This window comes from Pseudomonas sp. MWU16-30317 (assembly GCF_020515695.1).
In the GTDB taxonomy this organism is placed as follows: Bacteria; Pseudomonadota; Gammaproteobacteria; order Pseudomonadales; family Pseudomonadaceae; genus Aquipseudomonas.
On sequence record NZ_JAIWJA010000001.1, the window covers coordinates 39200 to 52161 of the forward strand.

13 protein-coding genes and 1 pseudogene are annotated in these 12962 nt (G+C 63.5%); 5 read left to right on the forward strand and 9 right to left on the reverse strand.

What is annotated here, in order from left to right; genetic code table 11:
• Nucleotides 1–8: 8 nt before the first annotated feature.
• Complete coding sequence (locus LIX93_RS00205) at nucleotides 9–902, reverse strand: LysR family transcriptional regulator (RefSeq protein ID WP_226502001.1); 894 nt, start codon at nucleotides 900–902, stop codon at nucleotides 9–11.
• A gap of 56 nt (nucleotides 903–958) precedes the next feature.
• Between LIX93_RS00205 and LIX93_RS00210 the strand changes: the two genes are divergently transcribed.
• Nucleotides 959–1669, forward strand: a complete 711-nt coding sequence (locus LIX93_RS00210; RefSeq protein WP_260524632.1) for an NAD(P)-binding domain-containing protein — start codon at nucleotides 959–961, stop codon at nucleotides 1667–1669.
• A 39-nt stretch (nucleotides 1670–1708) separates the two neighbouring features.
• Here the strand turns inward: LIX93_RS00210 and LIX93_RS00215 are convergent, their stop codons facing one another.
• The 5 genes from LIX93_RS00215 to LIX93_RS00235 all read right to left on the reverse strand — a co-directional run bounded on the left by LIX93_RS00215 (nucleotide 1709) and on the right by LIX93_RS00235 (nucleotide 7705).
• Nucleotides 1709–2473: an ABC transporter ATP-binding protein gene (locus LIX93_RS00215; RefSeq protein ID WP_226502003.1), complete on the reverse strand. Its 765-nt coding sequence runs from the start codon at nucleotides 2471–2473 to the stop codon at nucleotides 1709–1711.
• A 3-nt stretch (nucleotides 2474–2476) separates the two neighbouring features.
• The gene (locus tag LIX93_RS00220; RefSeq protein WP_226502004.1) at nucleotides 2477–3325 is read right to left on the reverse strand and encodes an ABC transporter permease subunit; all 849 of its coding nucleotides are present in this window, start codon (nucleotides 3323–3325) and stop codon (nucleotides 2477–2479) included.
• A 149-nt stretch (nucleotides 3326–3474) separates the two neighbouring features.
• Nucleotides 3475–4929, reverse strand: a complete 1455-nt coding sequence (locus tag LIX93_RS00225; RefSeq protein ID WP_226502005.1) for a J domain-containing protein — start codon at nucleotides 4927–4929, stop codon at nucleotides 3475–3477.
• Nucleotides 4930–4935: 6 nt separating this feature from the next.
• Complete coding sequence (locus LIX93_RS00230) at nucleotides 4936–6624, reverse strand: molecular chaperone HscC (protein WP_226502006.1); 1689 nt, start codon at nucleotides 6622–6624, stop codon at nucleotides 4936–4938.
• Nucleotides 6625–6781: 157 nt separating this feature from the next.
• The gene (locus LIX93_RS00235) at nucleotides 6782–7705 is read right to left on the reverse strand and encodes a TauD/TfdA family dioxygenase (RefSeq protein WP_226502007.1); all 924 of its coding nucleotides are present in this window, start codon (nucleotides 7703–7705) and stop codon (nucleotides 6782–6784) included.
• 138 nt (nucleotides 7706–7843) lie between these two features.
• Between LIX93_RS00235 and LIX93_RS00240 the strand changes: the two are divergent.
• Nucleotides 7844–7996: pseudogene (locus LIX93_RS00240) on the forward strand (serine hydrolase); the annotation flags it as partial.
• A 146-nt stretch (nucleotides 7997–8142) separates the two neighbouring features.
• Here LIX93_RS00240 and LIX93_RS00245 read toward each other — a convergent pair.
• Together LIX93_RS00245 and LIX93_RS00250 are read right to left on the reverse strand one after the other, a co-directional pair.
• Complete coding sequence (locus tag LIX93_RS00245) at nucleotides 8143–8358, reverse strand: hypothetical protein (RefSeq protein WP_226502008.1); 216 nt, start codon at nucleotides 8356–8358, stop codon at nucleotides 8143–8145.
• 100 nt (nucleotides 8359–8458) lie between these two features.
• The gene (locus LIX93_RS00250; RefSeq protein ID WP_226502009.1) at nucleotides 8459–8758 is read right to left on the reverse strand and encodes a hypothetical protein; all 300 of its coding nucleotides are present in this window, start codon (nucleotides 8756–8758) and stop codon (nucleotides 8459–8461) included.
• 383 nt (nucleotides 8759–9141) lie between these two features.
• Between LIX93_RS00250 and LIX93_RS00255 the strand changes: the two genes are divergently transcribed.
• Entirely contained in the window at nucleotides 9142–9720 is a 579-nt protein-coding gene (locus LIX93_RS00255) for a methylated-DNA--[protein]-cysteine S-methyltransferase (protein WP_275948739.1), read from the forward strand.
• Nucleotides 9721–9729: 9 nt separating this feature from the next.
• Nucleotides 9730–10665 carry an AlkA N-terminal domain-containing protein gene (locus tag LIX93_RS00260; RefSeq protein WP_226502010.1) on the forward strand — a complete coding sequence of 312 codons (936 nt, stop codon included), beginning with the start codon at nucleotides 9730–9732 and terminating at the stop codon, nucleotides 10663–10665.
• On the opposite strand, the gene LIX93_RS00265 is transcribed toward LIX93_RS00260, so the two are convergent.
• Complete coding sequence (locus LIX93_RS00265) at nucleotides 10662–11867, reverse strand: MFS transporter (RefSeq protein ID WP_226502011.1); 1206 nt, start codon at nucleotides 11865–11867, stop codon at nucleotides 10662–10664. The two genes, LIX93_RS00260 and LIX93_RS00265, sit on opposite strands and share 4 nt — an antisense overlap.
• Nucleotides 11868–11976: 109 nt before the next feature.
• On the opposite strand from LIX93_RS00265, the gene LIX93_RS00270 reads away from it, so the two are divergent.
• Nucleotides 11977–12939, forward strand: coding sequence for a LysR substrate-binding domain-containing protein (locus tag LIX93_RS00270; RefSeq protein ID WP_226502012.1), 963 nt, complete (start codon nucleotides 11977–11979; stop codon nucleotides 12937–12939).
• Nucleotides 12940–12962 lie beyond the last annotated feature (23 nt).

Here is a 12962-nt window from a genome sequence, read left to right on the forward strand (position 1 = left end):
GACTGAATTCACCCGCGCCCAAACCTCACCAGCACCGCCTCGATAAACCGCCTCAGCTTCGCCGTGCGCTGGCGATTGGCGGTGTACAGCAGATGCATCTCGCGGCTCGGCGCCGCGTAGTCGGTGAGCAGTTGCACCAGTTCGCCGCTCTGCAGCGCCGGTTGGAGAAAGTCCACAGGCCCCAGCACAATGCCGAAGCCGTCCAGAGCGGCGGTGAGCAGGGCCTTGCTTTCGTTGACCTGCAAGCGGCTGTTGACCCGCACGCTGTAGTGCTCAGCCCCTTGGCTGAATTGCCATTCGCGCTCGGCGGGGCGTGCCCAGTAGGTGTAGCTCAGGCATTCGTGCGCCTGCAGGTCGGCGGGGGTGCGTGGTGTGCCGCGATCGGCCAGATACCGCGGCGCCGCGCAGGCCGCCAGTCGGTAGGGTGCCAGCGGCCGCGCAGTCAGGCTGGAGTTGTTCAGCGGGCCGATGCGAAAGGCCACTTCGTAACCCTCTTCAACGATATCGATGAAGCGATCGGTCAGGTGCAGGTCGATCTCGACCTCGGGATGCTGCCGTAGAAATTGCGTGATGAACGGCATCAGCACGTAGGAACCAAAGGCTACCGGCGCGGTGATCCTGAGTTTGCCGCGTGGGGTGTCGTTCATGATCTGCGCCAGCGAATCGGCGGCCTCGGCTTCGCTCAGAATGTGCTTGCAGCGCTCGTAATAGGCACTGCCCAGCTCGGTCAGGCTCTGCCGGCGAGTGGTGCGGTTGAGCAGGCGCGCGCCCAGATGTCGTTCAAGCGCCGCGACATGCTTGGCGACCATTTGCGCCGACAGGCCCAAGCGCTCGGCAGCGCTGGCATAAGAGCCCGATTCCGCAGCCATGACGAAAGCGCCCATGCTGGTCAGGCGGTCCATGATTCACTACTCCTGGTAACAAGACTAAGTCGGCAATGGCGATTTATCTACGCTTGATGGCGAATCATCATAGACCTTGTCTTGTTCAACAGCAGAGTATTCACATGAAAATCGGAATCATCGGTGCAGGTTTCATTGGCCGCAGTGTCGCGCAACTGGCCCTCGCGGCGGGGCATGAAGTAATGCTCAGCAATTCTCGCGGGCCAGAGAGTCTGAGCAGTGTGATGAGTAATCTGCCGGGCAGTCAGGTGGGTACCGTCGAGCAGGCGGCGCAGTTTGGCGATTTGGTATTGCTGGCCATCCCCTTCGAGCATTACCGCAGCATCGCGGCCCGGTGGCTGGAGGGCAAGACGGTGCTGGATGCCAACAATTATTACCCGGAACGCGACGGCCACATCGCCGCGCTGGATCGCTTCGAAACCACCACCAGCCGCCTGCTCGCCGAACATCTGTGCGGGGCGAGGGTGGTCAAGGTGTTCAACGCGATCCTGGCCCAGGATCTGTTGCAGGACGGCCGCCCCCGCGGCGCCGCCGACCGCCGCGCGCTGCCCATCGCAGCGGATGATGCGCAGGCCGCGCAGCAGGTCATCAAGTTGCTCGATGAGCTCGGTTTCGACGCAGTGGATGCCGGCAATCTGGATGACAGCTGGCGCTTCGAACGGGCCAAGCCGGCCTATTGCAAACCGTTTGACGGGGCTGGCCTCAAGCAAGCGCTGGCTGCGGCAGAGCGGCAGGTGGAACTGCCCCATGGCTCTTGGCGGCACTGAGCGTAGGGGCCCTTTGTCTCGATATCCAGTTGCGACTATTCACCCGTGCGCATAGCGCGCTGCCTCGCGCACCGGCTCGGCCTGCGACTGCACACCCAACTGGCCCAGCAACTTCGCCCGCAACGCCTGAAAGCCGGGCTGACCGGTGTGGCGTGCGCGCGGCAGATCGATCGGCAACTGCTCGGCAATACGCCCGTCGGCCAGCACGATCACTCGGTCGGCCAGCAGGATGGCTTCATCCACGTCGTGGGTCACCAGCAGCACCGCAGGGTTGTGTTTGCGCCACAGCTCGATGATCAACTCGTGCATGCGGATCCGCGTCAGTGCATCCAGCGCCGCAAAGGGTTCGTCGAGCAACAGCAGTTCCGGTTCACGCACCAGGCCGCGGGCCAGGGCCACGCGCTGCGCCTCGCCGCCGGACAAGGTCGCCGGGTAGGCATTGAGGCGATGGGCCAGGCCGACCTCGGTCAGTGCCTCGATGGCGCGGGCCTTGGCGTTGTCGACGTGCAAACCCAGCACGACGTTTTTCCAGGCGCGCTTCCAGGGCATCAAGCGCGGTTCCTGGAACACCGCCGCGCGCGCCTTGGGCACGCGCAAGCGACCGCTGTCGATGCTGTCCAGGCCCGCGAGAGTGCGCAGCAAGGTGGTCTTGCCCGAGCCGCTGGCACCCAGCAAAGCGACGAATTCACCCGCAGCGATGTTCAGGTCCAGGCCGTCGAGCACGCGTTGGTCGCCGAACTGGCGCACCAGATTGTGCAACTGCACCGGCGCGTTCAGGCTCCCGGAAGCGTCAGCGATTGCCATGCGTCAAGTCCTTGTAAAAGTGGGGCGCCAGGCCAGCGCGAAACGTTCCAGGGTGCGAATCAGGCCATCGATCAACAACCCCAGCACGCTATAGATCAGCAAGCAGATGACGATCACATCGGTGCGCATGAAGTCCCGCGCGTCGCTTGCGAGAAAACCGATGCCGGCCGTGGTGTTGATCTGCTCGACGAACACCAATGCCAGCCACGACACACCCAAGGCGTAACGCAGGCCGACGAAGAACGACGGCAGGGCGCCCGGCAGGATCACGTGCCAGATCAATTCGGCGCGATTGAGGCCCAGGGTGTTGGCCGCCTCGATGAGTTTGGGGTCGATGTTGCGAATACCGGAAAAAAGGTTCAGGTACACCGGGAAGGTGGTACCCAGTACGATCAGGGCGACCTTGGTGAACTCGCCGATGCCGAACCAGAGGATGAACAGCGGCACCAGCGCCAAGGAGGGGATGGTGCGCAGCATTTGCATGGGTGAATCGAGGATCACCTCGCCGCGCTTGGACAGGCCACTGATCAATGCGGCAACCACGCCGATACTGACGCCGATCACCAGCCCCGCCACCGCCCGTTGCAGCGACACCAGCAGGTTTTTCGCCAGCTCGCCGGAGAGGATCATCGCCCACAGCGTATCGCCGATCTGCGAGGGCGCGGCGATGACACGCGAGGGCAGCCAGCCAAGCTGCGAGCTCAGTTGCCAGAGCAGCAGTATCGCCAGCGGGCTGATGCAGCGAATCACCCAAGCAGGCAGCCGGGGTTTTCGTGCTGCGGCTCGCGCTACTGCGGCGGCCGGTTTATCGATGATCAGCGTGGCCGACGCAGAGCGCTGGGAAGTAGTCATGGGGCGTCCGAAATAGCGATTGGCCGGCCCATCCTAGGGGTATTAAAAACGCCAGTGAAAGTCTTTTTGTGAATAACCTCAGATCTTTCCAGATGATCTATTTTAATAACGGGACTTGATGAGATTCGTAATATTTATAATATGCCTGGTCAGTGACCCAGCATCTTGCCCACGATGTACAGCACTATCATCAGCAGGAAGAAGCCTATCCTGGCGCGCTCTTTCAGTTCGTCTTTGCCGCCCGCCGCTTTGCGCAACCAGGCGGCTGCAGCATAGGTGGGCCTGGCCCAGGGTACGGGCACCTGACCGCGCTGGGACAGGCGGGTCAGCAGTGCACCCCCTGCGAATATCAGCGCGAAGGTCGGCCAATAGAACCCCGGGACGACCGCAGTACGGTCGGCGGCGAAGTCCGCCAATACCCAGCAGGGCAACAAATGACGCAACACCAGCAGCCGCGTGCCTTGGCAATACCAGTGTTGCGGCAGCATCTTGCGGGTCAGCCAGATATCCAGGCGGCTCATCTTTATGGCCAGTTGGCGCCAGAGCCAGTGCAGCGCGGTACCGGCGAACAGCAGCAGCGGCACCATGACCACCGAGTCGACCACCAGTGTGGCACCGAGATCGCCCGGTTTGTCACCTGTCGGTGCCAGCACGTTGGCGCAGGCCATCACCAGCGCAATAGCCAGCCAGAGATAGAAGTAGATCGCGTTATTGAGTGGGGCGCTTTGCCAGTCCCGCCAGTTTTCCAGCAACGGCATGCCAAGGTGTTGCGCTACCTCTGGGTACTGGTAGGCGAGGTCATCGCTCAGCGCTTCGCAGGCTTGCCAGTCTTCGGCCTTGAAACGGTCCGCCATGGCGCGGCGGCGGGCGTCACTCATGGGCTTGAGCAGAAACGCCGCAGCCCGCTCACGCGCTTGCTTGGGGGGGTCCTGTTGCAGCTCACGCTGCAGGGTATCGGCCCAGGCGGCCGCTTCGCAGCGGCGGATCAACGCGCCCCAGCGCCAGTGGTTGCACGGCAGATCACCGCGCTCCTCATCCCAGCCCATCGCTTGAGACACACGCTCGAAAAACGCCGGCGACCAGCGTGGTGCACCTTCGAGCCATTCGAGGACGTCCTGTTCGAACTGTTGGCGACGATCGAACGGCAGCAGCCAATCGCTGGCGAGCCACAGCTGCAAGGCTTCGAACACCGGACGTTCATGCCCCTCGGCCAGCCATTCACGCATCTGCGCCAGGGAGACATCCGGGGCGCTGGCGCTGGATATGAACTCGAAAGGCGCAGGGTTGACCTGGGTGGGGGACGGTTGCCGCGGTGGCACGGTTGGCGCCGGGGTCGCCAGCGGTTCGAGCGTCGGCGCCATCTGCGGCGCAACCTCGGGCGCCGGTGTCAACGCCGGGCTGGGCGCTGATTCAATCGGTTCTTGCGCGTACACGTCGGCGCGCCAGCGTGCCTCTTGCAGCGCTGCATCGTAGGCCTCGCGCAAGCGCTGAAAGGCCGCAGCGTCTTCGTCCGGGCGATGGATCTTGAGCAGCCGCGCATAGGCGCGCTTGATGCTGCGCTCGTCGGCTTCGGGTTCCAGTTGCAGGAGTTGCCAGTGCCCCATGGCCGCCTACCCCTCGAGCTCGAATTGCACGAGGCGCGCCATGATATCGCTGTGCGCCTCGCGGATCTGGCGTTCGTCCTGAGTGTCCAGCAACTGCTGAAACTGCCCGGCCAGGTGCGCCATGTACTGGCGGCGGTCGCCGAGGTTTTCCTGGTACAGACGGTCGAGGCGGGCCAGCAGCAGGGTGTTGGTCTGCTGGTCGCGCGGGTGCACCTTGAGCGCCTGCAGGGCGGCCAGGCGTTGGGCGATCTCTTCCTTGGCGAGCACGCCGGGGTTGTTCTCGATCACCAGCAGGCGGGTTTCACCATTGATCGGCAAATGCACCTGGGCTTCGAGCAAACCGTTGTTGTCGTAGGTAAAGCGCACCTCGAGGTCGACCTCGCCAGCCTTGCGCGGCGGCACGGCGATTTCCAGCTCGCCGAGGTAGATGTTGTTCTTCACCAGCCGGCTTTCGCCTTGGTAGATCCTGACGATGACCGCGCTCTGCTCGTCGCGCAGGGTGGAGACGGTTTGCGAGCGACTGATCGGCACCACGCTGTTGCGTTCGATGATCGGCAGGTAGTGACCCGCCTGATAGCCTTGACCTTGGCGCACCGAGGTCTCGATACCCAAGGTATAAGGGCAGACATCGGTCATGACGACTTCTTCGAGCGAGGCGTCGCGGGCCTTGAGCGCTGCCTGAATGGCCGCGCCCTGGGCCACGACTTCATCTGGATTGAGCTGCATCGCCGGGATGCGGCCGAACAGGGTGGCGACCAGCTTGCGCACCAGCGGCATGCGCGTGGTGCCGCCGACCAGCAGCACTTCGTCGAGGTCCGCGGCTTTGATCCGCGCATCGCGCAGGGCGCGCTCGATGGGCGCACGCAGGCGATCGAGCAACGGCTGGACGATCTCGAACAGATCATCCTGGGTCAGGTCCAGGTGCCATTCCTGATCATCGGCGCGCAGGGTAAACCGCGCCTGCTGGGTGGTGCCCAGAGCGTGGCGCACGCGTTGTGCTTCGCGGCGCAGGCGTTGGTTGATGCCGGGGCGAGTGGTATCCGGCAAGGCGGTACCGAGCTTGGCGATGAAGTGGGCCACCAGGCGATCATCGAAATCCTCACCGCCGAGGAAGTTGTCGCCAGCGCTGGCACGCACCTCCATCACCCCTTCGAACAGCTCCAGCACCGACACGTCGAAGGTGCCGCCCCCCAGGTCGAAGACCAGAAAAGTGGTCTCGTCCTTCTGGTGCAAACCGTAGGCGAGGGCGGCGGCGGTGGGTTCGTTGATGAGCTTTTCGACCTTCAGCCCGGCCAGCTCGCCCGCGATACGCGTGGCCTTGCGCTGGGCGTCGCTGAAGTACGCCGGCACGCTGATCACTGCCTCGGTGACCGGTTGGCCCAAGGCGCGCTCGGCGTCGGCCTTGAGGCTGCCGAGCAGCATCGCCGAGAGCTCTTCGGGGCGATAGGCCTTGGTACCCAGGCGGGTTTCCTGGGCGCTGCCCATGTGCCGCTTGAACAGCGCGGTGGTCAAATGAGGGTGTGTCTGCAGGCGTTCGCGGGCGATGTCGCCGGCCACCAGTTGGCCCTGGTCGTCGAGGCCGACGACGCTGGGGGTGAGCAAGTTGCCCAGGGCATTGGGCAGCAGGCGCGCCTGTTCGCCATCCCAGGCGGCGACCAGGCTGTTGGTGGTGCCCAGGTCGATGCCGATAATCATGACCACGCTTCCTTGTGTGCAGCGCAGGGCTCTGGAGTCGGCCCCGGCGCGAAGCCGGCTATTAGAACGGCGCGCGCGGTCTGAGTAAAGAGCAGGATGTCGGGGTGTGTGCCAGGCAACGTTTTACCGGGCACGCAGGGGTGTGCAAGGGGTCACGTCAGCCCTGCGCGGCGGCATAGGCCAGCACTGGTTCGCCCGCCAGCACCTCGGAGTGCAAACCATTCACGCCGACAGGAATATCGCCGACCAGGGTGATGCGGTAGAGCTGGCGGTCGTGATTCAACTCGGTGAGCTCCCTGGGCGCCAGATGCGCGGTGGAACGGTTATCCCAGAAGGCGATGGCGCCTTCGCTCCATTTGAAGCGCACGGTGAATTCCGGCTGGATCACGTGCTCGAACAGCAGCGCCAGCAACTGCTCGCTTTCGCGCGGGGTGAGACCGTCGATGCGCTTGAGAAACCCCGGGCTCACGTACAGGCTCTTGCGCCCGCTTTCGGGATGCACGCGTACCAGCGGATGCAGGCTGACCAGTTCGCGCGCGGCCACCTTGTCATGGAACTCGCGCTTGCCGGCCATGCCTTCGGGGGCAGTGAAGCGGTGCTCGCCGCGCAGGGTTTCAAGGAAGCCGCGCAGGGTCGGCGACAAGGCGTCGTAGGCGGCTTCAAGGTTGGTCCACTGGGTGTCGCCACCGAAGGGCGGGATGGTCACGCCGCGCAGGATCGAGGCCGCCGGGGGATTGATCGCCGCAGTTACGTCGGTGTGCCAGCCGGTCCAGGGGCGGATCAGCTTGGGGCCTTCGAAGCGCTTGCCAAAGCGCGTCTTGCTCACCGAATACACCTCGGGGTAGCCCTCCACCGAACCGAATACCGGGTGGCCGACGGTGAGTTCGCCGAACTGCCGGGCAAAACCTATGTGTTGCTCATGGCTGAGGGGCTGGTCGCGGAAGAAAATCACCTTCCACTGGATCAGCGCCTGGCGAATCGCCGCGACCTGTTCGGCGGGCAACTGCTCGCGCAAGTCGACGCCGCTGATCAGTGCCCCGATGCTCAAGGCCAGTGGTTCGACATGGAGCGTATGGGACATGCGGGACACCTGCGGCAGACGACGGAAATAGCGCACGAGGTTATGCCGAGCGCCAGTGTCGGCAAAAATACCGTTGCGCTATAGGCCGCTGCGTTTTGTATCTATTGGCGGCCGGGAGCGTGGCCAATGAACGTAGTGCCCGAGTCGGTGCGCAGCCTGCGCTGGGGCGGGGCCTATGGGCATTCGTGGTGGATGGACGCTGCGCAGGACCTGCGCGTGGTGACGTTCACCAATACGCTGTACGAGGGGATGTCGGGGCGTTTTGTGGCTGAGTTGCGGGATGCGGTGTAGGCGCAGATTGCGCTGGATCGGGGGGGCTGAGTGGGTGAGCGATTGTCCGTTCGGGTCGAGGGCAAGTGTGATGCCAAGGTAAATAGCGTCAGCCATTGACCCAGCGAGCGTAGAAAGCCAGCACGGGTCTCAGCGGCCTGATTGTTTCAGTTGCTCTTGGCGTTCAGCTTGCGCAGCTCTTCATAGGTCGCGGACTGCACGAACCAGAAGCCCGATACGATGCACCAGCTGAGCGTGCCGACCACGAAGGTGCCCACGCCCGCCAGAAAGCTGTGGAAGACCATGACGATTGCCGTGAGCCAGATCACGCCCAAGGCAATGTAGAGGACGGTGTTGTTGACGCTGATAACGAAGTCTTTCATGACGGATCCCTGTAAAAAACGATATAAACCTCCGTCGTGGAGGCCGAGCGTCGCGGTGATGTTTTTGAAATGGTAGAACTTATATCAATCTTCTACCGCTTCAGTGCGGGCTAACCACCATTAGATAGATAGCCATCACCACCCACACTACGGAGATATACTGCATCGGCACCCAGAACAGCGTGTGCTTCTTGCGAAACACCACTTCGTTGCCGGTATCTTTGTCGATGTAGGATTTACCCGCTTGATTATTCAAGCGGTGGCCGATATACGCGCTGAGGGCAGCACCTACCAATAAACCAAGGCCCATGCCAAACGGGAGTTTGGGGAAGAGCAGCGTGCAGACGACCGGGATCGCCACTGCCAGAAAGCCCCATCCTTGCCATACGATAAAAAACATTCCACGTCCTTGATGAATTTTCGTGGCGCGCAATCTAGCAAAAAGACTAGACGGCTGCAACAGTTGAAAACAGATATCATTTACATATTCTGTAGGTGCCTTGGCTATTGAGACTGAGTCCACATAAATACAACTTGAGTGGGACCCACATTGATTTGTAGTTGCGTTCGTGGTTGCTCGCGTATTGGGCAGTGCGTATCGCCTATCCGTTTGCAAGTTCTCTGAAGTGAGTACTTTACCGATAACGCGGCGGGGTCGTGGAGGCGCAAGTTCCAGGTCATTGCGCGGGCACTCGCCGGCCCCCTGAACGCCGGCGCGGCAGGTTCTGTACCTCGACGATTGAGCTATAGTCGCCAACATTGCAGCCCCTCAGGAGATCTCCCTTGGCCACGGCCTACTACTGCAAGCCCCTGCCATCCCCCGTCGGCGTGCTCACTCTGGTCGCCAGTGACAGCGGCCTGACCGCCATCCTCTGGGAGGTCGAGCGCCCCAATCGCGTGCGCCTGGGCGAGATGATGCCGGTCGACAGCCACGTAGTGCTGGATGAAACCGCGCGGCAGCTGGATGAGTACTTCGCCGGTCAGCGGCAGCGCTTTGAGTTGCCACTGGATTTCGTCGGCACGGCCTTCCAGCAGAAAGTCTGGCAGGCGCTGTTGACCATTCCCTTCGGCCAGACCCGCACCTATTCGCAGATCGCCGCGCAGATCGGCCATCCCACTGCGGTGCGCGCGGTGGGCGCCGCCAACGGGCGCAACCCCATCTCGATCGTCGCGCCCTGCCATCGGGTGATCGGTGCATCGGGGGAACTGACCGGGTTCGCCGGTGGCTTGTTGGCCAAGCAGGTGCTGTTGAAGATCGAGTTTGGTGCGGGGGCCGTAGCGCTCGGCACCGGTACGCTAGGCAAGCGCAGCAAGTGGGTCACTGCCGAGCAGGCGAAGATGCAGCAGTCACTGGATTTCTGAGGGCAGCGTATGAAGCAGGTAGCGGGCATGCCCGTGGACGAGATCGAACTGCCATTGCGCGCGCCCTTCGATTGGCAACGCATGCTGCGATTCTACGGCGGGCGCTCCAGCGCCGGAGTCGAGACGGTAGAGGATGGCTGCTATATCAGGACCCTGGATTGGCAGGGTGACAGCGGCCTGCTGCGGGTGCGCCAGGATTCACATCGACCGTGCCTGATCGCGCGACTCGAAGGCCCTGCCAGTCGTCATCTGGCGGCGCTGGAGGGCAAGCTGATGCACATGTTCGACCTGTACACCGACCCGGCCCAGGTGCGCGAGGGCCTGAGTCGGGATCCCTGGTTGCAGCGCTTGACCCGCCAGGCGCCGGGGCTGCGGATTCCTGGCGCATGGTCGGCCTTTGAACTGGTGGTGCGCACCATCGTCGGCCAGCAGGTCAGCGTCAAGGCCGCGACCACCATCACTGGGCGCCTGGTGGCGCGGGCAGGGCGACCGGCTGAGGGCCCCAGTCATGAGGGCGCGGCGTGGCAGTTCCCGACTCCGGCCGCTTTGGCAGCGGCGGATTTGAACCTGATCGGCATGCCGACCAAGCGTGTTGCGGCTCTGCAGAATTTTGCCCAGGCCGTGGCTGACGGTTTGCCCATCGACGCACCTGCCCTCGCGACCGGGGCCAGCGATATTGCGGCGCTGCGCAAGGCCTTGCTGGGGTTGCCGGGCATCGGCCCCTGGACGGTGGAGTACGTGGCCATGCGCGCCTGGCGCGATACCGACGCCTGGCCCGGCAGCGACCTGGTACTGATGCAGGCCATTGCCCGTCAACATCCGACGTTGCTCAAGCCCGCGCAGCAGGCAGTATGCAGTGAAGGATGGCGACCCTGGCGGGCCTATGCCGCCATGCACCTGTGGAACGAGATTGCCGATCAAGCAGGTACACAGCGCGGCGGTTAGGCCGATACGCCCGGCGCCTGTCTACGACGCATCATCAACACCGCCAGCACCACACCCACCGCCGCAATCGCGCTGGCGATCACCCCCAGCGATTGCAAGCCGAAGTGTCCAATCCCGATGCCACCGTAGATCGCGCCCAGGCCGATCCCGGCGTTGGCAGCCGAAATGTTCATGGTTGCCGCCAGCGCCTGAGCCTTGGCCCCGGCCTGCATCACGCGCACCTGGCAGATCGGGAACAGCGCCGTGTAAGCGACACCCCAGGCGATCAGCGCCAGCACCAGGCCAACACGATTGTCCGCCAGGGGCACGGTCGCCAGCATCCCGGCAGCGAGGACCAACAGAAACAGCACCATCGCCCCCAACGGTGTACGGTCCACCAGCCGCCCGCCGATCTGGTTGCCGATCATGCCCACCGCACCGAAGCCCATCAGCCACCAGCCGACCTGGCCAGCCGACACGTGCGCCAGGCGTTCGAGGATGTCGGCCAGGTAGGTGTAGGCGGTGAACATCGCCGTGAAGGCCAGAATCGACAGCAGTACGTGGGCCAGAAAACGCGGTTCCTTGAGGATCGCCGTCTGCTTTTCACCGGCTGCCTTGACCGGCGAGGCCGGCAATGTCGGCATGCACAGTTGCAACAACGCCGCGATCAGCAGCGACAGCGCCACCAGAATCCAGAAACTGCCGCGCCAACCCACCGTGTCCGCCGCCAGGGTGCCCAGCGGCACGCCGAACACCAGCGCCGCGCTGATGCCCAGGTACACCTTGGACACGCCTTTGCCCTCGTTGCCCGGCCCGGCCAATTGCCCGGCGGTCTCACTGGCGGTGCCCCAGAACACCGGCAAGCCCAGCGCCGGAATGAAGCGCGCCAGAGCCAGCACCCAGATATTGGTCGACAGCGCCGCCAGCGCGTTGGACGCGGCGAACACCAGCAGGATGCCGATGAACAGCTTCTTGCGATCCAGATGAGCCAGGCGCGCGGTCAGGAACGGCCCGAATAGCATCACGGTGAAGGCGAACAGGGTGACCACCTGGCCGGCCAGGGCGACGGAGATGTTCATGTCACGCGCCAGCGCCGGCAGCAGGCCGACGATCAGGAACTCAGTGGTGACGATAATGAACGCGGCAACGGCCATGATCAGAATCTGCAGGCCACTGCCTGCGCGCGGCAGTGCAGGGGCTTGCGCCGTGGAAGAGGTTGGCATCGCAATCACACTCGAAAAGAAATTTGCGCGAGTCTATTGAAGAATTAAGCGCGGATCCTGGCTATATATGCTCGAATAGCCGGAATCAGATTCATCAATAGGGCTCGCCATGTTTGCTTCAGAACGCCTCAAGGGCATCGATGTGTTTGTCTGCGTAGCCGACCAAGGCAGTTTTACCGCAGCGGCCGAGCGCCTCAATCTCAGCAGCTCGGCGGTCAGCAAGGGCATTGCGCGCCTCGAGAATCGCTTGGGCACGCGCCTGTTCCAACGCACCACCCGGCGACTGGCGCTGACCGATGCCGGCACAACCTTTTATCGCACCTGCACTCAGGTGCTGGCCGATCTCGAAGAGGCCGAGCTGGCGCTGGACATCGAGAACACCGAACCCCGTGGGCGAGTGCGTATCGACCTGCCGGCCTCATACGGCAGGCTGCATGTATTGCCGGCCATTCTGCGCTTCGTCGCTGATCACCCACTGTTGCTGCCGCACATCTCGTTCTCCGATCGCTTCGTCCAGCCGGTGGAAGAGGGCATCGATATCGTCGTGCGCATTGGCGGCCCTGACGCCTGGCCGGCCGCCCTCGGGCATCGCTATCTGGGTGCGCAGCGCTTGATATTCTGCGCTTCGCCGCAGTACCTGCAGGCCCATGGCGAGCCACTCGACGAACGCGACCTCGAGCAGCACAGCTGCGTGGTCTACGGCGATGGCAACGGCATGGCCAATCCCTGGTATTTCGCTGGCGCGCAACCGGGTGAGATGGAGCGGCGCGTCATGCCCGCGCGCATCGCGGTCGGTGACGGCGAGGGGCAGTTGATGGCGGTGCAGGCCGGGCAGGGCATCGCGCAGCTGCCCACCTGGCTGGCGTCGCGGTATTTGCAGGACGGCAGTGTCGTGGAAGTGCTGCCGCACCTGGCCACCGATGGCTTGCAGATGAATTTGGTGTGGCTCAAGAGCCGCGAGATGCAGCCCAAGGTGCGGGCGCTGCTGGATATGCTTGCCGAGTGCCTGACGCCTTCGGGGGCCAACCCTCTCGCGACCGGGCTCGGGCTTGTACCGCGGGCAGTGCAGTGAAGGGGCCTGCCCCGAATCGACTG